Here is a 23,833-nt window from a genome sequence, read left to right on the forward strand (position 1 = left end):
CCTGGCTGACCGGTCTTGTGCCGGTAGTGGGGGCTATCCTATGAGGGCAAGCTTTCAGCCAGCTTTCGCCGAAGCAAAGGCGACGAGAGGTAGGTGATGCAGGATGTGACCGAGGGTGGCTGCCATTGTGGCGCCTTGCGTTATCGGTTGGAGGGCGACCTGACGGACATTGCCCATTGCCATTGTTCGATCTGCCGGCGGGTCAGCGGCGGGCTGGTGGTGACCTGGCTCACCCTGCCCCGCTCGGGGTTCCGGTGGCTGGCAGGCGAGCCGAACTGCTATGTGGCACCGGCCAGCTGCAGCCGGTACTTCTGTGGGCATTGCGGGGCGCATGTGGCGCTGGTGACAACGCACAGCCCGGAGACGGTGGATGTGACGGTAGCGACGCTGGACTACCCGGAACGGGTGCGGGCCAGCCGGCATATCTGGGTGGGTAGCCGGTTGCCTTGGCTTCACCTGGATGAAAATCTGCCTTCGGAGGCGGAGGAGAACCTGTAAGAGATTGTGTTGGTGCTGCTGGCCCTATCGCCGGCAAGCCAGCTCCCACAGGTGTCCCACCACCTTCAGACCTGTGGTGGTCTTGTGGGAGCTGGCTTGCCGGCGATAGGGCCGGTACAGCCGTACTTACAACTGCAGGCCTCCTGCAGCCTTGTGCAATGCCCGCAGATGCTCGCCCACCTGCTTCACATTGGCTTCCACCGCTGCAATCTCCCTGGCCCGCGACGGCTCCAGCAGTGCCCTCACCTCTTTGTCCAGGCTCGTGCTCAAGCGCAGCAACTGCGCTTGCCGCTCGCTGCTGACCTGCTCCAGGTGCTTGCGCTCCTGCGGCTGAGGCAGCCCGTAGCCCTTGCTGTCGAGCAACTCTGCCGGGCGGCTGAGGAAGCCACTGTTGGCAAGCATCTGCCTGAGGGTCGCATCGGCCTTGCTGACGCTGCCATCGTTCAGCGCAGCGGCGTTCAGGTAGCGCTGCTTGACCTCGTCCTGGGCCAGCAGCAGTTGCCGGCGCAAGCTGGCCTGCTCAAGCAGCAGCAAGGCGGCGCTGGTGCGCAGGTCGGCCTGGGCGAACCAGCCCCGCCGTTGTTCGGCATCCAGGGCCAGCCAGTCTTCGACCTTGGCCTGCTTGATTGGCAACTGCTTCTTCAATACCTCGAACATGGCCTGGTAACGGTCGCGGTAAGAATCGAAGCGATAACCCAGGCGCAGCGCCTCGCGGGGGTCGTCGAGCACGCTGGTGTCGGCCAGGCCCCTGCCCTTGAGCACGGCCAGCAGGCCATTGGGCATGATGCTGTCGAGGTCGTTCAGGCGTGGGTTGGCGGTGCCGCTGCGCAGCAGCTTCAACGACTCTACTGCGCAGTTGTTGGACAGGAACCAGTAGTTGCCGTCGTAGCTCCAGTGCATTTCGGCGGCCTGCCGCACCAGGTTCTCGATCTCCTCGCGGTTGAGCCGCAAGGGCACCGACGCCAGGCTGCGCAATTCGGTCTTGGTGTATTCGTCGATCACCTGGCCCAGCGGCAGCACGAACAGGCGCGAGGGATAGGCGCCGACCAGGCCGTCCCAGCTGGAAAGCTGCACATCGTTGACAAAGGCTCGGTACGACAGCACCAGGCTCTGGTCGAGGTCCAGGCGGCATTCCGGCCCGCGTGGGCGGCCCGGCTTGCAGATCACCAGGCGCAGCATGCTGTGGCCCCAGCGGCTGACCAGGTTCTGGTTGGCTTCGGCCAGCAGGTAGTCCACCTCATAGACCCGCTCGGGGTCGATTTCGCCCAGAGGCTGGCGGGCGAAGTCGCTGCCGGCATTGATGAACGGCAGGCCCTTGGCGCAGCTGTCCTGCTGCGGTGCCCAGCCGAAGTGTTCGCGCAGGTACTGGTTCAGCGCCGGACGGCGGCAGCCGTAGCTCGGGTCGAGGAGGAAGTACTCCATGTTGACCGCGATGTACTCCTTGGGGCTGCTCAGTTCATAGCTGTCGGGGCTGCGCACGAACTGGCCGTTGTGCTGCTCGCGCTCGCCGCGTCGGCCCACGTACTGCTGCCAGCCGGCCAGGTCGAGCAGGCGCGGGTCGTCGCTGAGGGTGAAGCGGCGTTCGGCCTGGCCACGGCAGGCTTCTGGCAGGCCGACTTTGCCCAACGTACCTTGCTGGCGCTTGCAACGGGCGATCAGCGCGTTCTCGGCGCTGGGCCACAGCCGGGCACGGTCGTAGATATGGGTGAGTTCGTGCAGCACGGTGGCCAGCAGTTCTTCTCGCACCGTGCCATGCGGGCGGTTGGTGCGCTCGGTGGCAGCACTGCCATCGGTGAGGCTGGGCAGCAGGCGGCGATTGAGTTCGAGGGTAGATACCAGCGATGCCTGGCCATAGGCGTCGGCCTGCATGTTGTCGCTCCAGCTGACCCGCACCCGGCGGTTCAGCTGTTGCTTGAAGCGAGGGGGCAGCTTGCCCATGGCTTCGTCGAGCAGAGCCTGAGTGGCTTGGGCCTGCTGCGAGTCAAGGCCGGACGCCTGCAGCTCGAGCTGCAGGTCGGCCAGGGCGGGCGTGCCGAGCAGCGTCAGGGCGCAGCCGAGCAGCCAGGCGCGCACGCGGTTCACAGCGCGAGGATGGCTTCAGCCAGTACCTGGTCGCTGGCGTCGCGCGCTTGCGGCACGCGCTCGCGCAGGGTGTTGAAGGCGGCCTCGAGCTGGGCGCCACGGATGTCACCGTTGCTGGCGACAAAGCTGGCGGCGTCGTCATGGGCTTCGCGCACCACTTTGGAATCGCGGATCGAGGTGGTGGTGTCAGAGGTGAAATCGATCGAACGGCCAAAGGCCCGCACGATGATATTGCTGGTGGCCACCAGGGTCTGTGCCTGGGCCAGGTCGGCCAGCAGCAGCATGCCGAGGGTAGCGGCAATCAGCGGTTTACGCATGGAGCATCTCCGAAAAAATACAGGGAGTCAGATGTAGTTATTGGACGAGAATTGCCTGCGCCAGTTCCAGATCGCCGACGGTATGCCGAGCGTAATTGTGGCGTAATGATTCCAGCGCCGCCTCCAGCCGCGCACCGCGGATCTGGCCGTCGCTGGCGACGAAGGCCGCGGCATCGTCCTGGGCCTGGCGGACCAGTTTGCGGTCGAACGGTGCGGTGGTGACCTGGCTGGTGACATAGCCTGTGATGACCAGGCTTTGCGTAGTGGTATCCATGGCATGGGCGCTGGCCATGCCAACAACGGAGAACAGCAACGGCAACAGATAACGCATGGGCTCTACAACAGCTGTAAGCGTGAGTGGCAAAGGTGGATAAGGCTGTGCTGGTGGCCAGCACAGCCGAACTGCTCAGCCAGTGTCAAAGCGCCAGGATGGCCTGGGCCAGTTGTGCGTCGCTGGCCTGCAGGGCTGGCATCTGCGAGCGGATGTGCAGGAAAGCACTTTCCAGCTTGGCACCACGGATGTCGCCCTGGCTGCCAACGAAGCTGGCGGCGTCGTCACGGGCGGCCTGGACGATCTTGTCGTCACGGAACGAGGAGGAAATATCGGATGTTGCATCGGTGGACGCGGCTACCGCGCCAACGACGGCGTCGGTGGTGACAACGAAGCTGGTGGCGTTTGCGGTGCCGGCCAGGCTCAGCAACAGGGCGGCGCCAATCAGGTATTTACGGGACATGATCGTGGACTCCTGGACTAGGGTCGGGTGGTTCTGCTTTATCGGACGCTCGCACAGCTCGTCGCGGTACTTTTCAACAGTGCGTTCTACCAGACTGTTACGCCAAGCGTATCACGCGCCGGTGTTTCTGGATGTTAATGAACAGCGCGCTAATAAACTGTTCTGGCCGTTTTTTAGATTTTAGAAACTGTACACGTGTACCTGCGAAAGGCTCTGGCGTGCCGTCTGCAAACAAAAAACCCGTCGCAGTCACCTGCAACGGGTTTTGGGAATTCGCGGTGCCGGCCGAAGCCGGCAAGCCGGAGCTTAGCGCCAGAAAGGCTTGCTCAGCTCTTCGTAACGCTGCGACTCGCTGATACCAGCGTCAGCCAGCAGGCGGGCGTCCAGGCGAGCCAGTTGACGGCGGCTGGCCATACGGCGCTGCCACAGCAGCAGGGTAGACAGGGCGCGCAGCGGCAGCGAAGTGTTGGACTGCTGGGCGTTGCTTTCGAAAACCAGACCGGAACTGAGGGTACGTTCCATGATGCTTCATCCTTCCGCTTATGGCGGGATTAGGTAGTGATTTAACTGATGCCAATGATCCTCCTCTGTCGTCCATAACAGTAGATACAGTTCGGTTGAAAGACGATGGTCCAGTTAACTGTGTAACCCTACTGTTGCACTCGAAATAGGCGCAACTGTACTGGTCCGCACTTGTTTGGTGCGTTATGGCTTCGGTGAAGAGATTTTTCGGGCGGAAGAGCTAAAAGCAACCAGTACAGTAGTACAGTTTTTTACAAAACACTGTAATGCTGGCCTGTAGGAGCGGCCTTGCGTCGCGAAAGGGCCGCAAAGCGGCCCCAGGATCACAAGGATAAAGACCGGAACAGCGGAAGCAGGGCCGCCGTTCCGTACCACAACTGGATCAGCTAGCCAGCATGCGCCCGGTTTCTTCCAGATTCTCGTGCCAGCTCAGGGCTTCACGCAGGATGTGCGGGGTATGGCCGCCACGCTGGCAGGCGCGATCGAAGTAGTCATTCAGCGCTGCGCGATAGTCCGGGTGCACACAGTTGTCGATGATCGCCCGGGCGCGCTCACGTGGCGCCAGGCCACGCAGGTCGGCCAGGCCTTGCTCGGTGACCAGGATGTCAACGTCGTGCTCGGTATGGTCGACATGGCTGACCATCGGCACCACGCTGGAAATCGCGCCACCCTTGGCAATCGACTTGGTGACGAACACAGCCAGGTGTGCGTTACGGGCGAAGTCACCCGAGCCGCCGATGCCGTTCATCATCCTGGTGCCGCAGACATGGGTGGAGTTGACGTTGCCGTAGATATCGAACTCCAGCGCGGTGTTGATACCGATGATGCCCAGGCGACGGACCACTTCCGGATGGTTGGAAATTTCTTGCGGGCGCAGTACCAGCTTGTCCTTGTAACGTTCCAGGTTGCCGAACACGTCGGCGTTGCGGCGGGTCGACAAGGTGATCGAGCTGCCCGAGGCGAAGCTCAGTTTGCCGGCATCGATCAGGTCGAAGGTGGAGTCCTGCAGTACTTCGGAGTACATGGTCAGGTCTTCGAACGGCGACTCGATCAGGCCGCACATCACTGCGTTGGCGATGCTGCCGATACCGGCCTGCAGCGGGCCAAGCTTGTTGGTCATGCGGCCAGCTTCGACTTCTTTCTTGAGGAAGTTGATCAGGTGGTCGGCAATGCCCTGGGTTTCGTCATCCGGCGGCAATACGGTGGACGGCGAATCTGGCTGGTCGCTGATGACGATGCCGACGATCTTGGCCGGGTCGATCGGGATGGCGGTGCTGCCGATACGGTCGTCGACCTTGACCAGCGGGATTGGCGTGCGGGTCGGGCGGTAAGTCGGGATATAGATGTCGTGCAGGCCTTCGAGGTTGGTGTTGTGCGAGAGGTTGATCTCGACAATTACCTGCTTGGCGAAGATCGCGAAGCTGGCCGAGTTGCCCACCGAGGTGGTTGGCACGATGTGGCCCTGCTCGGTGATGGCCACGGCTTCGATGACCGCGATGTCCGGCAGCTTCAGCTGCTGGTTGCGCAGCTGCTCGACGGTTTCCGACAGGTGCTGGTCGATGAACATCACCTGGCCGTCGTTGATGGCCTTGCGCAGGGTGCTGTCGACCTGGAACGGCATGCGGCGAGCCAGTACGCCAGCCTCGGTCAGTTGCTTGTCCAGGTCGTTGCCCAGGCTGGCGCCGGTCATCAGGCTGATTTTCAGTGGCGACTGCTTGGCACGTTCGGCCAGTGCATGTGGTACGGCCTTGGCTTCGCCGGCGCGGGTGAAACCGCTCATGCCGACGGTCATGCCGTCCTCGATCAGACCAGCGGCATCAGCCGCACTCATTACCTTGCTGTGCAGGGAGGACAAGCGGATACGATCACGGTACATGGATTGTTATCTCGGGCTACTGAAACTACTGCAGCGCAGTCTAGAGACTTCGCCCCCTGCCGTCCCACGACCATGGTCGTATGAGGAGCCTTGGAATAGAGCCGTTGATCCGGATCAATAAAAGAAAAGCCCCGGCAGATTCTGACCGGGGCTTCCTTCATATCTGCTGGTTTGCAGCGGCCGTTGTCACTCCACCGCCTTCACCATGTCTTCGATGACCTTCTTGGCGTCGCCGAACACCATCATGGTCTTGTCGAGGTAGAACAGTTCGTTGTCCAGGCCGGCATAGCCGCTGGCCATCGAGCGTTTGTTGACGATGATGGTCTTGGCCTTGAACGCTTCGAGGATCGGCATGCCTGCGATCGGCGACTTCGGATCGTTCTTTGCCGCCGGGTTGACCACGTCGTTGGCGCCCAGTACCAGCACCACATCGGCCTGGCCGAACTCGGCGTTGATGTCTTCCATCTCGAACACCTGGTCGTATGGCACTTCTGCCTCCGCCAGCAGCACGTTCATGTGCCCGGGCATGCGGCCCGCCACCGGGTGGATCGCGTACTTCACGGTCACGCCGTTGTGGCTCAGCTTCTCGGTCAGTTCCTTGAGCGCATGCTGGGCGCGAGCCACCGCCAGGCCATAGCCTGGGACGATGATCACGCTGTCGGCGTTGCTGAGCAGGAAGGTGGCATCGTCGGCCGAGCCGGACTTCACCGGGCGCTGTTCTTTGGAGCCCTGCGCCGCGCCAGCATCGGTATCACCACCGAAGCCACCGAGGATGACGTTGAAGAACGAACGGTTCATCGCCTTGCACATGATGTACGAAAGGATGGCACCGGACGATCCGACCAGGGAGCCTGCGATGATCAGCATCGAGTTGTTCAGCGAGAAGCCGATACCGGCTGCTGCCCAGCCCGAATAGCTGTTGAGCATTGACACCACCACCGGCATGTCGGCGCCCCCGATCGGAATAATGATCAGCACGCCCATGATGAAGGCCAAAACCAGCATCAGGGTGAAGGCGCTGTAGTGGCCGGTAAAGGTGAACAGCAGGCCCAGGGCGATAGTGGTAAGGCCGAGGATCAGGTTCAGCTTGTGCTGGCCGGCGAACTGTACCGGTGCGCCCTGGAACAGTCGGAACTTGTACTTGCCCGACAGCTTGCCGAAGGCGATGACCGAGCCGGAGAAGGTAATGGCACCGATGGCTGCGCCGAGGAACAGTTCCAGGCGGTTGCCGGTGGGGATCGGGTCGCTCATGGCGGCAACGATGCCCATCGATTGCGGCTCCAGCACCGCGGCTATGGCGATGAACACCGCAGCCAGGCCGATCATGCTGTGCATGAAGGCGACCAGTTCCGGCATCTTGGTCATCTCGACCCGCTTGGCCATGATCGATCCGGCGGTGCCGCCGACCAGCAGGCCCACGAGAACGTAGCCGATACCGGCGGTAGCAAGCTCGGCCCCAAGCTTGTAAATGAGGCCGACCGTAGTGACGATGGCAATACCCATGCCGATCATGCCGAACAGGTTGCCGCGCCGCGAGGTAGTCGGGTGCGACAGGCCCTTGAGCGCCTGGATGAAGCACACCGAGGCGACGAGGTAGAGGAGCGTTACCAGATTCATGCTCATGCTTACTTCTGCGCCTCGTTCTTGGTTTTCTTCTTGAACATCTCGAGCATGCGACGGGTGACCAGGAAGCCACCGAACACGTTGACCGCGGCCAGCGCCACTGCGAGGGTGCCCATGAGCTTGCCGGCCGGTGTCACCGTCAGGGCGGCGGCCAGCATGGCGCCGACGATGACGATCGCGGAGATGGCGTTGGTCACGGCCATGAGCGGCGTGTGCAGCGCCGGGGTAACGTTCCACACCACGTGGTAGCCCACATAAATGGCCAGCACGAAGATGATCAGGTTGTAGATGCCATGGGATATCAGCATGTCTTCCATTGTCGTGCTCCTTAGCCGTTCTTACGGACGACCTGACCATCACGGCACATCAGGCAGGCCGCGACGATATCGTCTTCGAGGTTGATGACCAGCGCGCCGTCCTTGTCGAACAGCAGCTTCATGAAGTCCAGCAGGTTGCGTGCATACAGCGCCGAGGCATCGGCGCCCACCTGGGCCGGCAGGTTGGTCGGGCCGACGATGATCACGCCGTTCTCCTGTACCACCTGGTCGGCGACAGTCAGTGGACAGTTGCCGCCTTGGGCTGCTGCGAGGTCGATGACCACCGAGCCAGGCTTCATCTGCGCTACGGTTTCGGCGCTGAGCAAGGTCGGTGCCTTGCGCCCCGGGATCAGAGCAGTGGTAATGACGATATCCGCCTGCTTGGCGCGCTCGTGCACGGCCTGGGCCTGGCGCTGCATCCAGCTTGCCGGCATCGGCCGGGCGTAACCGCCGACACCTTCGGCGCACTCGCGCTCTTCATCGGTTTCGTAGGGTACGTCGATGAACTTGGCACCCAGCGATTCGATCTGCTCCTTCACGGCCGGGCGTACGTCGGACGCCTCGATCACCGCGCCCAGGCGCTTGGCCGTGGCAATGGCCTGCAGGCCGGCAACGCCCGCGCCCAGGATCAGCACGCGCGCGGCTTTTACGGTGCCGGCGGCGGTCATCAGCATGGGCATGAATCGTGGGTAGTGATGAGCAGCCAGCAACACCGCCTTGTAGCCGGCGATGTTGGCCTGCGACGACAGCACGTCCAGGCTCTGCGCCCGCGAGGTGCGCGGCGCGGCTTCCAGGGCGAATGCGGTAATGCCGCGCTCGGCCATCTTGCCGATCAGCTCACTGTTAAAGGGGTTGAGCATGCCCACCAGGAGGCTGCCACTGTTGATCAGGGCCAGTTCCTGGTCGCTGGGGGCGACCACTTTAAGCACCAATTGGGCACCGTAGGCATCGGCTGCACTCCCCAGGGAAGCGCCCACGGCCTCATAGGCACTGTCCGGAATGCTGGCGTTGAGCCCTGCCCCCCGTTGGACGGTGACCTGATGGCCCTGGCCAATCAGTTTCTTGATGGTTTCCGGGGTCGCAGCGACCCTTGTCTCACCGGTCTGCGTCTCGAGAGGAACACCAATGTGCACGACTATTTCTCCTGCGGTGACCTTTTGTCTTTGTAAAAGCCAGCACACTTCGGATGGTGCGCTGGGGCGGCTGTGGAGCGCCGACCCGCCGAATCCCGGGCGGGCGAAGCATTTTGCAGACGAAGCCAGGGGCCTTCAACCAGTTCTGAAGCGAAACGAAGTTAAAACTACAAGTCACCCTGTGACCGTATGTCGCAACAGTCGGGCTGCGGCCCGTCAAACATGGGCTATTGGCAGATTAGGAGAAAAAAACAAAAAATTTGCGGTCAATTCGCTTATGGCTTTGTGAATGTCGCAAAATAACCGGCAAAGCCGCGCCGTAAGCAGGGTTAAAGGGGATTTTTGCATCTGCATAACAGTTTATGTGGATGCGACAAATACATATATCTGTAGGTGTTAAAAATAATTGACTACGAGGTCAGCTTTGTCGTGCTCTGTCATGTCTTGGCCGTGTACGCCTGCGCCTGGCTTACCAGCCAGTCGCGGAAGGCGCGCAGCGAAGCCGACTCAACCTTGCGCTCCGGAATCATCAGATAGTAGGCCTTGTCACTACTCAGGGCATGCCTGTTAGCGACCACCAACCTACCCTCCTCCAACTCGCGCTGTATCAGGAACGGCGGAATCAGGGCGATGCCCATCTCATGCATGGCCGCCTGGGCGAGCATCGAGAATAGTTCATAGCGCGGGCCTGTCATGTCGCGTTCCACATTCATGCCGACGCTGCCGAACCATTGCCGCCAGGCATAGGGGCGCGTGCTCTGCTGCAGCAGTGGCAATTGGGCAATGCGCAGCGCGTCGAGTTCGCCCTGCCCGGCCAGCAGCGCTGGGCTGCACACCGGTACCGGGTTTTCCCCCATCAGCCGGTGCGACTGCGTGCCGGACCAGTCGGCATCGCCGAAATAGATAGCGGCATCGAAGGTGGTGTCAGCAAACAGGAATGGCCGGGTGCGGTTGGTGAGGTTGACGGTGACCTCCGGGTGGCGCTGCTGGAAGTCCTTGAGGCGCGGTAGCAGCCATTGGGTACCGAAGGTGGGCACGACGGCCAGCTCGATCACGTTGGCGCCCTGCTGGCGCATTACCGACAAGGTATCGCGCTCTACCGCGTCCAGTTGGGCGGCCACCTGCCGGCTATAGGACAGGCCGGCTTCGGTCAGCTTCACGCCGCGGCGCGAGCGACGGAACAGTTCCACATTAAGGAAAGCTTCCAGGCCACCTATCTGCCGACAGACGGCGCCTTGGGTCAGGGCAAGTTCCTGGGCGGCTTTGGTAAAGCTCTCGTTGCGCGCCGCTGCCTCGAAGCATACCAGGGCGGCGGTGCTGGGTATCTTGCGACGCATGTACGTCAACCTCACTCGTCAGGCTGTCAATATGGCGTTTTGCCGATTTACGAAGTGACAAATTATCACTAATTGGTGCGCAATCCTCGTTTGTCCCGGCGGACGATCAGGCCTAGGCTCAAAGGCACAAGAAACTGCCCACTATTTCGAGGATTTCGCTCATGGCCGGTAAAGCAAGCTTCAACTGGATCGACCCGCTGCTGCTAGATCAGCAGCTCACTGAAGAAGAGCGCATGGTGCGTGACAGCGCTTATCAGTTCGCCCAGGACAAGCTGGCCCCGCGCGTGCTCGAGGCCTTCCGTCATGAGCAGACCGACCCGGCGATCTTCCGTGAAATGGGCGAGGTCGGGTTGCTGGGCGCCACCATTCCCGAGCAATACGGTGGCAGTGGCCTGAACTACGTGTGCTATGGCCTGATTGCTCGCGAGGTAGAGCGTATCGACTCCGGCTACCGTTCGATGATGAGCGTGCAGTCGTCGCTGGTGATGGTGCCAATCAACGAGTTCGGTACCGAGGCACAAAAGCAGAAGTACCTGCCCAAACTGGCTAGCGGTGAATGGATCGGTTGCTTCGGCCTGACCGAGCCTAACCACGGCTCCGACCCGGGTTCGATGATCACTCGTGCCCGGAAGGTCGAGGGCGGCTACCGCCTGACCGGCAGCAAGATGTGGATCACCAACAGCCCGATCGCCGATGTATTCGTGGTATGGGCCAAGGACGATGCGGGTGATATCCGCGGCTTTGTCCTGGAAAAGGGTTGGGAGGGCCTCAGTGCGCCGGCGATCCACGGCAAGGTCGGCCTGCGCGCCTCGATCACTGGCGAAATCGTCATGGACAACGTCTTCGTGCCAGAGGAAAACATCTTCCCGGATGTACGCGGCCTCAAAGGCCCGTTCACCTGCCTGAACTCCGCCCGCTATGGCATCTCGTGGGGGGCGCTGGGCGCCGCGGAAGCCTGCTGGCACACCGCGCGTCAATACACCCTGGACCGTCAGCAGTTCGGCCGTCCATTGGCTGCCAACCAGCTGATCCAGAAGAAACTGGCCGACATGCAGACCGAGATTACCCTGGCGCTGCAGGGCTGCCTGCGTCTGGGGCGGATGAAGGACGAAGGCACGGCTGCGGTGGAGATCACATCGATCATGAAGCGCAACTCCTGCGGCAAGGCGCTAGATATTGCCCGTATGGCGCGTGACATGCTGGGTGGCAATGGTATTTCCGATGAGTTCGGCGTGGCCCGCCACCTGGTCAACCTAGAAGTGGTCAACACCTATGAAGGTACCCACGATGTGCATGCGCTGATCCTGGGGCGTGCGCAGACTGGTATCCAGGCCTTCTATTGATAAGGAGCCAGCCCATGGGCGCGCTATCACATCTGCGGGTGCTGGACCTTTCTCGCGTGTTGGCCGGCCCATGGTCTGGCCAGATTCTCGCTGACCTTGGGGCCGATGTGATAAAGGTCGAGCGCCCTGGCAGTGGAGACGATACCCGTTCGTGGGGGCCGCCCTTCCTCAAGGATGCCGAGGGTGAGAACACCAGTGAGGCGGCCTATTACCTGTCGGCCAACCGCAACAAGCGCTCGGTGACCATCGACTTCACCCAGGCCGAGGGGCAGCGCCTGGTGCGTGAACTGGCGGCGAAGTCCGATATCGTCATCGAGAACTTCAAGGTAGGCGGATTGGCTGCCTATGGCCTGGACTACCAGAGCCTGAAGGCGATCAACCCGCGGCTTATCTATTGTTCCATTACGGGGTTTGGCCAGACCGGGCCTTATGCCAAGCGCGCGGGTTATGACTTCATGATCCAGGGGCTGGGCGGGCTGATGAGCCTGACCGGCCGCCCGGAGGGTGAAGAGGGTGCGGGGCCGGTCAAGGTCGGGGTGGCGCTGACTGATATCCTTACCGGGTTGTATTCAACTGTGGCAATCCTCGCTGCCCTCGCCCATCGCGAGCAGACTGGGGTGGGCCAGCATGTCGACATGGCGTTGCTGGATGTGCAGGTGGCCTGCCTTGCGAACCAGGCGATGAATTATCTGACCACGGGCAACCCTCCTCGTCGCCTGGGTAATGCGCACCCCAATATCGTGCCTTATCAGGATTTTCCGACCGCGGATGGCGACTTCATCCTTACCGTGGGCAACGACAGCCAGTTTCGCAAGTTCGCCGAGGTGGCCGGGCAGCCGCAATGGGCGGACGACCCGCGTTTCGTTACCAACAAGATGCGGGTGGCCAACCGGGCCGAGCTGATTCCTTTGATTCGCCAGGCCACGGTCTTCAAGACCACGGCGGAGTGGGTGAGCCAACTGGAGGCAGCAGGGGTGCCGTGCGGCCCTATCAATGACCTGGCGCAGATGTTCCAGGACCCGCAGGTGCTGGCGCGCGGATTGGCGGTAAGTATTCCGCATCCGTTGGCGGGGAGTGTGCCGCAGGTGGCGAGCCCGATACGGCTGTCGGAGACGCCGGTTGAGTACCGTCGCGCGCCACCGCTGCTGGGTGAGCATACCGAGGCTGTGCTGGAGGGCGTATTGGGGCTGGATGCAGGTGAGGTGCAGCGGCTGCGCAGTACTGGTGTGCTTTAAGGGCGTTTGGCCTTGATGAAAAGCGGGGAGGCCGTCAGGCCTCCCCGTTTTGCTTTTCAGCGATATCGGGGTTTCTCGAAATTAAGGGTTGACGCGGTTTCGAATCCCCTTATAATGCGCCCCACTTCCGACGTAGTCGAAGCGCAAAACTTCTTGAAAATCAATTGGTTAGGCGGTTCAGGTAGTATCGGAAGTGCTTCGGTCGCTAGATCGCAGTGGTTGAGATGATGGTTGACAGCGCTTTTAAACGCTGTATGATTCGCCTCCCGCTACGAGAGATCGCAGCGAGTCAAGTGTTTGAAGCTAAACGAGTTTCTCGCAAAAAACTTCAAAATAAACGCTTGACAGCAAATGAGGAAAGCGTAGAATGCGCGCCTCGGTTGAGACGAAAGGCTCTTAACCAAACGCTCTTTAACAAATCGAATCAAGCAATTCGTGTGGGTGCTTGTGAGTACGGACTGATAGTCACAAAGATTATCAGCATCACAAGTGGCCATGCGAGAAATCACATAGTCATTTGAGATTGCTGAGCCAAGTTTAGGGTTTCTTAAAAACCCAAGCAGTATTGAACTGAAGAGTTTGATCATGGCTCAGATTGAACGCTGGCGGCAGGCCTAACACATGCAAGTCGAGCGGATGACGGGAGCTTGCTCCTTGATTCAGCGGCGGACGGGTGAGTAATGCCTAGGAATCTGCCTGGTAGTGGGGGACAACGTTTCGAAAGGAACGCTAATACCGCATACGTCCTACGGGAGAAAGCAGGGGACCTTCGGGCCTTGCGCTATCAGATGAGCCTAGGTCGGATTAGCTAGTTGGTGGGGTAATGGCTCACCAAGGCGACGATCCGTAACTGGTCTGAGAGGATGATCAGTCACACTGGAACTGAGACACGGTCCAGACTCCTACGGGAGGCAGCAGTGGGGAATATTGGACAATGGGCGAAAGCCTGATCCAGCCATGCCGCGTGTGTGAAGAAGGTCTTCGGATTGTAAAGCACTTTAAGTTGGGAGGAAGGGCAGTAAGCTAATACCTTGCTGTTTTGACGTTACCGACAGAATAAGCACCGGCTAACTCTGTGCCAGCAGCCGCGGTAATACAGAGGGTGCAAGCGTTAATCGGAATTACTGGGCGTAAAGCGCGCGTAGGTGGTTCGTTAAGTTGGATGTGAAAGCCCCGGGCTCAACCTGGGAACTGCATCCAAAACTGGCGAGCTAGAGTACAGTAGAGGGTGGTGGAATTTCCTGTGTAGCGGTGAAATGCGTAGATATAGGAAGGAACACCAGTGGCGAAGGCGACCACCTGGACTGATACTGACACTGAGGTGCGAAAGCGTGGGGAGCAAACAGGATTAGATACCCTGGTAGTCCACGCCGTAAACGATGTCAACTAGCCGTTGGAATCCTTGAGATTTTAGTGGCGCAGCTAACGCATTAAGTTGACCGCCTGGGGAGTACGGCCGCAAGGTTAAAACTCAAATGAATTGACGGGGGCCCGCACAAGCGGTGGAGCATGTGGTTTAATTCGAAGCAACGCGAAGAACCTTACCAGGCCTTGACATGCAGAGAACTTTCCAGAGATGGATTGGTGCCTTCGGGAGCTCTGACACAGGTGCTGCATGGCTGTCGTCAGCTCGTGTCGTGAGATGTTGGGTTAAGTCCCGTAACGAGCGCAACCCTTGTCCTTAGTTACCAGCACGTTATGGTGGGCACTCTAAGGAGACTGCCGGTGACAAACCGGAGGAAGGTGGGGATGACGTCAAGTCATCATGGCCCTTACGGCCTGGGCTACACACGTGCTACAATGGTCGGTACAGAGGGTTGCCAAGCCGCGAGGTGGAGCTAATCTCACAAAACCGATCGTAGTCCGGATCGCAGTCTGCAACTCGACTGCGTGAAGTCGGAATCGCTAGTAATCGCGAATCAGAATGTCGCGGTGAATACGTTCCCGGGCCTTGTACACACCGCCCGTCACACCATGGGAGTGGGTTGCACCAGAAGTAGCTAGTCTAACCTTCGGGAGGACGGTTACCACGGTGTGATTCATGACTGGGGTGAAGTCGTAACAAGGTAGCCGTAGGGGAACCTGCGGCTGGATCACCTCCTTAATCGACGACATCAGCCTACTGATGAGCTCCCACACGAATTGCTTGATTCATGGTTGAAGACGTTGTTCCTGGTCAGAACTCGGAAATGAGCATTCGCTTCGAATGTTGATTTCTGACTTTTGTCAGATCGTTCTTTAAAAATTCGGATATGTGATAGATATAGACTGATGACCAGTTTCACTGCTGGTTAATCAGGCTAAGGTAAAATTTGTGAGTTCTGCTCGAAAGAGCAACATGCGAATTTTCGGCGAATGTCGTCTTCACAGTATAACCAGATTGCTTGGGGTTATATGGTCAAGTGAAGAAGCGCATACGGTGGATGCCTTGGCAGTCAGAGGCGATGAAAGACGTGGTAGCCTGCGATAAGCTTTGGGGAGTCGGCAAACAGACTGTGATCCAGAGATCTCTGAATGGGGGAACCCACTCAGCATAAGCTGAGTATCTTGTACTGAATACATAGGTGCAAGAGGCGAACCAGGGGAACTGAAACATCTAAGTACCCTGAGGAAAAGAAATCAACCGAGATTCCCTTAGTAGTGGCGAGCGAACGGGGACCAGCCCTTAAGTTGATTTGAGATTAGTGGAACGCTCTGGAAAGTGCGGCCATAGTGGGTGATAGCCCCGTACACGAAAATCTCTTGTCAATGAAATCGAGTAGGACGGAGCACGAGAAACTTTGTCTGAATATGGGGGGACCATCCTCCAAGGCTAAATACTACTGACTGACCGATAGTGAACCAGTACCGTGAGGGAAAGGCGAAAAGAACCCCGGAGAGGGGAGTGAAATAGAACCTGAAACCGTATGCGTACAAGCAGTGGGAGCCTACTTTGTTAGGTGACTGCGTACCTTTTGTATAATGGGTCAGCGACTTATATTCAGTGGCGAGCTTAACCGAATAGGGGAGGCGTAGCGAAAGCGAGTCTTAATAGGGCGTTTAGTCGCTGGGTATAGACCCGAAACCGGGCGATCTATCCATGGGCAGGTTGAAGGTTAGGTAACACTGACTGGAGGACCGAACCGACTACCGTTGAAAAGTTAGCGGATGACCTGTGGATCGGAGTGAAAGGCTAATCAAGCTCGGAGATAGCTGGTTCTCCTCGAAAGCTATTTAGGTAGCGCCTCATGTATCACTGTAGGGGGTAGAGCACTGTTTCGGCTAGGGGGTCATCCCGACTTACCAAACCGATGCAAACTCCGAATACCTACAAGTGCCGAGCATGGGAGACACACGGCGGGTGCTAACGTCCGTCGTGAAAAGGGAAACAACCCAGACCGTCAGCTAAGGTCCCAAAGTCATGGTTAAGTGGGAAACGATGTGGGAAGGCTTAGACAGCTAGGAGGTTGGCTTAGAAGCAGCCACCCTTTAAAGAAAGCGTAATAGCTCACTAGTCGAGTCGGCCTGCGCGGAAGATGTAACGGGGCTCAAACCATGCACCGAAGCTACGGGTGTCATCTTACGATGACGCGGTAGAGGAGCGTTCTGTAAGCCTGTGAAGGTGAGTTGAGAAGCTTGCTGGAGGTATCAGAAGTGCGAATGCTGACATGAGTAACGACAATGCGAGTGAAAAACTCGCACGCCGAAAGACCAAGGTTTCCTGCGCAACGTTAATCGACGCAGGGTTAGTCGGTCCCTAAGGCGAGGCTGAAAAGCGTAGTCGATGGAAAACAGGTTAATATTCCTGTACTTCCAGTTATTGCGATGGAGGGACGGAGAAGGTTAGGCCAGCCTGGCGTTGGTTGTCCAGGTTTAAGGTGGTAGGCTGAAATCTTAGGCAAATCCGGGATTTCAAGGCCGAGAGCTGATGACGAGTTGCCTTTAGGCGACGAAGTGGTTGATACCATGCTTCCAAGAAAAGCTCCTAAGCTTCAGATAACTGGGAACCGTACCCCAAACCGACACAGGTGGTTAGGTAGAGAATACCAAGGCGCTTGAGAGAACTCGGGTGAAGGAACTAGGCAAAATGGCACCGTAACTTCGGGAGAAGGTGCGCCGGCGAGGGTGAAGGACTTGCTCCGTAAGCCCATGCCGGTCGAAGATACCAGGCCGCTGCGACTGTTTATTAAAAACACAGCACTCTGCAAACACGAAAGTGGACGTATAGGGTGTGACGCCTGCCCGGTGCCGGAAGGTTAATTGATGGGGTTAGCGCAAGCGAAGCTCTTGATCGAAGCCCCGGTAAACGGCGGCCGTAACTATAACGGTCCTAAGGTAGCGAAATTCCTTGTCGGGTAAGTTCCGACCTGCACGAATGGCGTAACGATGGCGGCGCTGTCTCCACCCGAGACTCAGTGAAATTGAAATCGCTGTGAAGATGCAGTGTATCCGCGGCTAGACGGAAAGACCCCGTGAACCTTTACTATAGCTTTGCACTGGACTTTGAATTTGCTTGTGTAGGATAGGTGGGAGGCTTTGAAGTGGGGACGCCAGTTCTCATGGAGCCATCCTTGAAATACCACCCTGGCAACTTTGAGGTTCTAACTCAGGTCCGTTATCCGGATCGAGGACAGTGTATGGTGGGTAGTTTGACTGGGGCGGTCTCCTCCCAAAGAGTAACGGAGGAGTACGAAGGTGCGCTCAGACCGGTCGGAAATCGGTCGTAGAGTATAAAGGCAAAAGCGCGCTTGACTGCGAGACAAACACGTCGAGCAGGTACGAAAGTAGGTCTTAGTGATCCGGTGGTTCTGTATGGAAGGGCCATCGCTCAACGGATAAAAGGTACTCCGGGGATAACAGGCTGATACCGCCCAAGAGTTCATATCGACGGCGGTGTTTGGCACCTCGATGTCGGCTCATCACATCCTGGGGCTGAAGCCGGTCCCAAGGGTATGGCTGTTCGCCATTTAAAGTGGTACGCGAGCTGGGTTTAGAACGTCGTGAGACAGTTCGGTCCCTATCTGCCGTGGACGTTTGAGATTTGAGAGGGGCTGCTCCTAGTACGAGAGGACCGGAGTGGACGAACCTCTGGTGTTCCGGTTGTCACGCCAGTGGCATTGCCGGGTAGCTATGTTCGGAAGAGATAACCGCTGAAAGCATCTAAGCGGGAAACTTGCCTCAAGATGAGATCTCACTGGGATCTTGAATCCCCTAAAGGGCCGTCGAAGACTACGACGTTGATAGGTTGGGTGTGTAAGCGCTGTGAGGCGTTGAGCTAACCAATACTAATTGCCCGTGAGGCTTGACCATATAACACCCAAGCAATCTGCTACGCAGATTGTGGTGGTGAAGACGAAACGAACCGAAAGTTCGCACTGTTCACAAAAGCACCACAGATATCGCATATCCGAATTCGCTGGGCTGTCCATCTGGACATTCTGGCAACAGAATTTCTTGACGACCATAGAGCATTGGAACCACCTGATCCCATCCCGAACTCAGCAGTGAAACGATGCATCGCCGATGGTAGTGTGGGGTTTCCCCATGTGAGAGTAGGTCATCGTCAAGATTCATTTCGCAAAACCCCTATCTGCGCATGCAGGTAGGGGTTTTGTCTTTAAGTAGAAGCTGTCGCTTCTCCTGGTAGGCCGAAGGCCAGCCGGTGGTGGTAAAAAGGTGGTTGACAGCGTTTCTGAATGCTGTATTATTCACCTCCCGCGACGAGAGATCGAAGCGAGTTAAGTGTTTGAAGTTAAACGAGTTTCTCGAAAAAACCTCAAAATAAACGCTTGACAGACCATGAGGAAAGCGTAGAATTCGCGCCTCGGTTGAGACGAAAAGCTCTTAACCAAACGCTCTTTAACAAATCGAATCAAGCAATTCGTGTGGGTGCTTGTGAGTACGGACTGATAGTCACAAAGATTATCAGCATCACAAGTGGCCATGCGAGAAATCACATAGTCATTTGAGATTGCTGAGCCAAGTTTAGGGTTTCTTAAAAACCCAAGCAGTATTGAACTGAAGAGTTTGATCATGGCTCAGATTGAACGCTGGCGGCAGGCCTAACACATGCAAGTCGAGCGGATGACGGGAGCTTGCTCCTTGATTCAGCGGCGGACGGGTGAGTAATGCCTAGGAATCTGCCTGGTAGTGGGGGACAACGTTTCGAAAGGAACGCTAATACCGCATACGTCCTACGGGAGAAAGCAGGGGACCTTCGGGCCTTGCGCTATCAGATGAGCCTAGGTCGGATTAGCTAGTTGGTGGGGTAATGGCTCACCAAGGCGACGATCCGTAACTGGTCTGAGAGGATGATCAGTCACACTGGAACTGAGACACGGTCCAGACTCCTACGGGAGGCAGCAGTGGGGAATATTGGACAATGGGCGAAAGCCTGATCCAGCCATGCCGCGTGTGTGAAGAAGGTCTTCGGATTGTAAAGCACTTTAAGTTGGGAGGAAGGGCAGTAAGTTAATACCTTGCTGTTTTGACGTTACCGACAGAATAAGCACCGGCTAACTCTGTGCCAGCAGCCGCGGTAATACAGAGGGTGCAAGCGTTAATCGGAATTACTGGGCGTAAAGCGCGCGTAGGTGGTTCGTTAAGTTGGATGTGAAAGCCCCGGGCTCAACCTGGGAACTGCATCCAAAACTGGCGAGCTAGAGTACGGTAGAGGGTGGTGGAATTTCCTGTGTAGCGGTGAAATGCGTAGATATAGGAAGGAACACCAGTGGCGAAGGCGACCACCTGGACTGATACTGACACTGAGGTGCGAAAGCGTGGGGAGCAAACAGGATTAGATACCCTGGTAGTCCACGCCGTAAACGATGTCAACTAGCCGTTGGAATCCTTGAGATTTTAGTGGCGCAGCTAACGCATTAAGTTGACCGCCTGGGGAGTACGGCCGCAAGGTTAAAACTCAAATGAATTGACGGGGGCCCGCACAAGCGGTGGAGCATGTGGTTTAATTCGAAGCAACGCGAAGAACCTTACCAGGCCTTGACATGCAGAGAACTTTCCAGAGATGGATTGGTGCCTTCGGGAGCTCTGACACAGGTGCTGCATGGCTGTCGTCAGCTCGTGTCGTGAGATGTTGGGTTAAGTCCCGTAACGAGCGCAACCCTTGTCCTTAGTTACCAGCACGTTATGGTGGGCACTCTAAGGAGACTGCCGGTGACAAACCGGAGGAAGGTGGGGATGACGTCAAGTCATCATGGCCCTTACGGCCTGGGCTACACACGTGCTACAATGGTCGGTACAGAGGGTTGCCAAGCCGCGAGGTGGAGCTAATCTCACAAAACCGATCGTAGTCCGGATCGCAGTCTGCAACTCGACTGCGTGAAGTCGGAATCGCTAGTAATCGCGAATCAGAATGTCGCGGTGAATACGTTCCCGGGCCTTGTACACACCGCCCGTCACACCATGGGAGTGGGTTGCACCAGAAGTAGCTAGTCTAACCTTCGGGAGGACGGTTACCACGGTGTGATTCATGACTGGGGTGAAGTCGTAACAAGGTAGCCGTAGGGGAACCTGCGGCTGGATCACCTCCTTAATCGACGACATCAGCCTGCTGATGAGCTCCCACACGAATTGCTTGATTCATGGTTGAAGACGTTGTTCCTGGTCAGAACTCGGAAATGAGCATTCGCTTCGAATGTTGATTTCTGACTTTTGTCAGATCGTTCTTTAAAAATTCGGATATGTGATAGATATAGACTGATAACCAGTTTCACTGCTGGTTAATCAGGCTAAGGTAAAATTTGTGAGTTCTGCTCGAAAGAGCAACATGCGAATTTTCGGCGAATGTCGTCTTCACAGTATAACCAGATTGCTTGGGGTTATATGGTCAAGTGAAGAAGCGCATACGGTGGATGCCTTGGCAGTCAGAGGCGATGAAAGACGTGGTAGCCTGCGATAAGCTTTGGGGAGTCGGCAAACAGACTGTGATCCAGAGATCTCTGAATGGGGGAACCCACTCAGCACAAGCTGAGTATCTTGTACTGAATACATAGGTGCAAGAGGCGAACCAGGGGAACTGAAACATCTAAGTACCCTGAGGAAAAGAAATCAACCGAGATTCCCTTAGTAGTGGCGAGCGAACGGGGACCAGCCCTTAAGTTGATTTGAGATTAGTGGAACGCTCTGGAAAGTGCGGCCATAGTGGGTGATAGCCCCGTACACGAAAATCTCTTGTCAATGAAATCGAGTAGGACGGAGCACGAGAAACTTTGTCTGAATATGGGGGGACCATCCTCCAAGGCTAAATACTACTGACTGACCGATAGTGAACCAGTACCGTGAGGGAAAGGCGAAAAGAACCCCGGAGAGGGGAGTGAAATAGAACCTGAAACCGTATGCGTACAAGCAGTGGGAGCCTACTTTGTTAGGTGACTGCGTACCTTTTGTATAATGGGTCAGCGACTTATATTCAGTGGCGAGCTTAACCGAATAGGGGAGGCGTAGCGAAAGCGAGTCTTAATAGGGCGTTTAGTCGCTGGGTATAGACCCGAAACCGGGCGATCTATCCATGGGCAGGTTGAAGGTTAGGTAACACTGACTGGAGGACCGAACCGACTACCGTTGAAAAGTTAGCGGATGACCTGTGGATCGGAGTGAAAGGCTAATCAAGCTCGGAGATAGCTGGTTCTCCTCGAAAGCTATTTAGGTAGCGCCTCATGTATCACTGTAGGGGGTAGAGCACTGTTTCGGCTAGGGGGTCATCCCGACTTACCAAACCGATGCAAACTCCGAATACCTACAAGTGCCGAGCATGGGAGACACACGGCGGGTGCTAACGTCCGTCGTGAAAAGGGAAACAACCCAGACCGTCAGCTAAGGTCCCAAAGTCATGGTTAAGTGGGAAACGATGTGGGAAGGCTTAGACAGCTAGGAGGTTGGCTTAGAAGCAGCCACCCTTTAAAGAAAGCGTAATAGCTCACTAGTCGAGTCGGCCTGCGCGGAAGATGTAACGGGGCTCAAACCATGCACCGAAGCTACGGGTGTCATCTTACGATGACGCGGTAGAGGAGCGTTCTGTAAGCCTGTGAAGGTGAGTTGAGAAGCTTGCTGGAGGTATCAGAAGTGCGAATGCTGACATGAGTAACGACAATGCGAGTGAAAAACTCGCACGCCGAAAGACCAAGGTTTCCTGCGCAACGTTAATCGACGCAGGGTTAGTCGGTCCCTAAGGCGAGGCTGAAAAGCGTAGTCGATGGAAAACAGGTTAATATTCCTGTACTTCCAGTTATTGCGATGGAGGGACGGAGAAGGTTAGGCCAGCCTGGCGTTGGTTGTCCAGGTTTAAGGTGGTAGGCTGAAATCTTAGGCAAATCCGGGATTTCAAGGCCGAGAGCTGATGACGAGTTGCCTTTAGGCGACGAAGTGGTTGATACCATGCTTCCAAGAAAAGCTCCTAAGCTTCAGATAACTGGGAACCGTACCCCAAACCGACACAGGTGGTTAGGTAGAGAATACCAAGGCGCTTGAGAGAACTCGGGTGAAGGAACTAGGCAAAATGGCACCGTAACTTCGGGAGAAGGTGCGCCGGCGAGGGTGAAGGACTTGCTCCGTAAGCCCATGCCGGTCGAAGATACCAGGCCGCTGCGACTGTTTATTAAAAACACAGCACTCTGCAAACACGAAAGTGGACGTATAGGGTGTGACGCCTGCCCGGTGCCGGAAGGTTAATTGATGGGGTTAGCGCAAGCGAAGCTCTTGATCGAAGCCCCGGTAAACGGCGGCCGTAACTATAACGGTCCTAAGGTAGCGAAATTCCTTGTCGGGTAAGTTCCGACCTGCACGAATGGCGTAACGATGGCGGCGCTGTCTCCACCCGAGACTCAGTGAAATTGAAATCGCTGTGAAGATGCAGTGTATCCGCGGCTAGACGGAAAGACCCCGTGAACCTTTACTATAGCTTTGCACTGGACTTTGAATTTGCTTGTGTAGGATAGGTGGGAGGCTTTGAAGTGGGGACGCCAGTTCTCATGGAGCCATCCTTGAAATACCACCCTGGCAACTTTGAGGTTCTAACTCAGGTCCGTTATCCGGATCGAGGACAGTGTATGGTGGGTAGTTTGACTGGGGCGGTCTCCTCCCAAAGAGTAACGGAGGAGTACGAAGGTGCGCTCAGACCGGTCGGAAATCGGTCGTAGAGTATAAAGGCAAAAGCGCGCTTGACTGCGAGACAAACACGTCGAGCAGGTACGAAAGTAGGTCTTAGTGATCCGGTGGTTCTGTATGGAAGGGCCATCGCTCAACGGATAAAAGGTACTCCGGGGATAACAGGCTGATACCGCCCAAGAGTTCATATCGACGGCGGTGTTTGGCACCTCGATGTCGGCTCATCACATCCTGGGGCTGAAGCCGGTCCCAAGGGTATGGCTGTTCGCCATTTAAAGTGGTACGCGAGCTGGGTTTAGAACGTCGTGAGACAGTTCGGTCCCTATCTGCCGTGGACGTTTGAGATTTGAGAGGGGCTGCTCCTAGTACGAGAGGACCGGAGTGGACGAACCTCTGGTGTTCCGGTTGTCACGCCAGTGGCATTGCCGGGTAGCTATGTTCGGAAGAGATAACCGCTGAAAGCATCTAAGCGGGAAACTTGCCTCAAGATGAGATCTCACTGGGATCTTGAATCCCCTAAAGGGCCGTCGAAGACTACGACGTTGATAGGTTGGGTGTGTAAGCGCTGTGAGGCGTTGAGCTAACCAATACTAATTGCCCGTGAGGCTTGACCATATAACACCCAAGCAATCTGCTACGCAGATTGTGGTGGTGAAGACGAAACGAACCGAAAGTTCGCACTGTTCACAAAAGCACCACAGATATCGCATATCCG

The 23,833-nt window shown here is 57.1% G+C and carries 13 protein-coding genes and 5 rRNA genes; 8 read left to right on the forward strand and 10 right to left on the reverse strand.

Annotated features, from left to right (window positions below; all coding sequences use genetic code 11):
- The first annotated feature begins 96 nt into the window (after nt 1-96).
- The gene (locus tag RIN61_RS12330; RefSeq protein WP_112251748.1) at nt 97-498 is read left to right on the forward strand and encodes a GFA family protein; all 402 of its coding nucleotides are present in this window, start codon (nt 97-99) and stop codon (nt 496-498) included.
- A gap of 126 nt (nt 499-624) precedes the next feature.
- Here RIN61_RS12330 and RIN61_RS12335 read toward each other — a convergent pair whose 3' ends face one another.
- From RIN61_RS12335 to RIN61_RS12380, 10 genes are all read right to left on the reverse strand, one after another.
- Nucleotides 625-2,580 (reverse strand): DUF7844 domain-containing protein, encoded by a 1,956-nt coding sequence (locus RIN61_RS12335; protein ID WP_313857365.1) that lies wholly within the window; start codon nt 2,578-2,580, stop codon nt 625-627.
- A complete protein-coding gene (locus RIN61_RS12340) occupies nt 2,577-2,897 on the reverse strand; it encodes a DUF2388 domain-containing protein (protein ID WP_003256970.1) in 321 nt (106 codons plus the stop codon). The genes RIN61_RS12335 and RIN61_RS12340 overlap by 4 nt, the downstream gene beginning before the upstream one ends.
- A gap of 37 nt (nt 2,898-2,934) precedes the next feature.
- Nucleotides 2,935-3,228, reverse strand: coding sequence for a DUF2388 domain-containing protein (locus RIN61_RS12345; protein ID WP_112251750.1), 294 nt, complete (start codon nt 3,226-3,228; stop codon nt 2,935-2,937).
- Between the two features lie 85 nt (nt 3,229-3,313).
- Nucleotides 3,314-3,631, reverse strand: a complete 318-nt coding sequence (locus tag RIN61_RS12350) for a DUF2388 domain-containing protein (RefSeq protein ID WP_112251751.1) — start codon at nt 3,629-3,631, stop codon at nt 3,314-3,316.
- Nucleotides 3,632-3,937: 306 nt separating this feature from the next.
- Nucleotides 3,938-4,153, reverse strand: coding sequence for a DUF1127 domain-containing protein (locus RIN61_RS12355; protein ID WP_112251752.1), 216 nt, complete (start codon nt 4,151-4,153; stop codon nt 3,938-3,940).
- A 382-nt stretch (nt 4,154-4,535) separates the two neighbouring features.
- Nucleotides 4,536-6,029, reverse strand: a complete 1,494-nt coding sequence (locus RIN61_RS12360) for a succinyl-CoA:acetate CoA-transferase ScpC (protein WP_112251753.1) — start codon at nt 6,027-6,029, stop codon at nt 4,536-4,538.
- Between the two features lie 186 nt (nt 6,030-6,215).
- Nucleotides 6,216-7,652: an NAD(P)(+) transhydrogenase (Re/Si-specific) subunit beta gene (locus RIN61_RS12365; protein ID WP_015268505.1), complete on the reverse strand. Its 1,437-nt coding sequence runs from the start codon at nt 7,650-7,652 to the stop codon at nt 6,216-6,218.
- A gap of 2 nt (nt 7,653-7,654) precedes the next feature.
- Nucleotides 7,655-7,969: an NAD(P) transhydrogenase subunit alpha part 2 gene (locus RIN61_RS12370; protein ID WP_003256966.1), complete on the reverse strand. Its 315-nt coding sequence runs from the start codon at nt 7,967-7,969 to the stop codon at nt 7,655-7,657.
- A gap of 11 nt (nt 7,970-7,980) precedes the next feature.
- Nucleotides 7,981-9,102 (reverse strand): Re/Si-specific NAD(P)(+) transhydrogenase subunit alpha, encoded by a 1,122-nt coding sequence (locus RIN61_RS12375; protein WP_112251754.1) that lies wholly within the window; start codon nt 9,100-9,102, stop codon nt 7,981-7,983.
- A gap of 437 nt (nt 9,103-9,539) precedes the next feature.
- The gene (locus RIN61_RS12380; protein ID WP_112251755.1) at nt 9,540-10,439 is read right to left on the reverse strand and encodes a LysR family transcriptional regulator; all 900 of its coding nucleotides are present in this window, start codon (nt 10,437-10,439) and stop codon (nt 9,540-9,542) included.
- A 161-nt stretch (nt 10,440-10,600) separates the two neighbouring features.
- On the opposite strand from RIN61_RS12380, the gene RIN61_RS12385 reads away from it, so the two are divergent.
- From RIN61_RS12385 to RIN61_RS12415, 7 genes are all read left to right on the forward strand, one after another.
- Nucleotides 10,601-11,782 carry an acyl-CoA dehydrogenase gene (locus RIN61_RS12385; RefSeq protein ID WP_112251756.1) on the forward strand — a complete coding sequence of 394 codons (1,182 nt, stop codon included), beginning with the start codon at nt 10,601-10,603 and terminating at the stop codon, nt 11,780-11,782.
- Nucleotides 11,783-11,796: 14 nt separating this feature from the next.
- Nucleotides 11,797-13,017 carry a CaiB/BaiF CoA transferase family protein gene (locus RIN61_RS12390; RefSeq protein ID WP_207878727.1) on the forward strand — a complete coding sequence of 407 codons (1,221 nt, stop codon included), beginning with the start codon at nt 11,797-11,799 and terminating at the stop codon, nt 13,015-13,017.
- Nucleotides 13,018-13,584: 567 nt separating this feature from the next.
- Nucleotides 13,585-15,121 (forward strand): 16S ribosomal RNA (locus tag RIN61_RS12395).
- Between the two features lie 292 nt (nt 15,122-15,413).
- Nucleotides 15,414-18,306, forward strand: a 23S ribosomal RNA gene (locus RIN61_RS12400).
- 143 nt (nt 18,307-18,449) lie between these two features.
- Nucleotides 18,450-18,565, forward strand: a 5S ribosomal RNA gene (gene rrf, locus RIN61_RS12405).
- 446 nt (nt 18,566-19,011) lie between these two features.
- A 16S ribosomal RNA gene (locus tag RIN61_RS12410) occupies nt 19,012-20,548 on the forward strand.
- A 292-nt stretch (nt 20,549-20,840) separates the two neighbouring features.
- Nucleotides 20,841-23,733, forward strand: a 23S ribosomal RNA gene (locus RIN61_RS12415).
- The 16S, 23S and 5S rRNA genes sit together here, the layout of an rRNA operon.
- The last annotated feature ends 100 nt before the right edge of the window (nt 23,734-23,833 follow it).

The sequence above is a fragment of the Pseudomonas inefficax genome (genome assembly GCF_032164165.1).
Classification (GTDB): Bacteria; Pseudomonadota; Gammaproteobacteria; order Pseudomonadales; family Pseudomonadaceae; genus Aquipseudomonas; species Aquipseudomonas inefficax.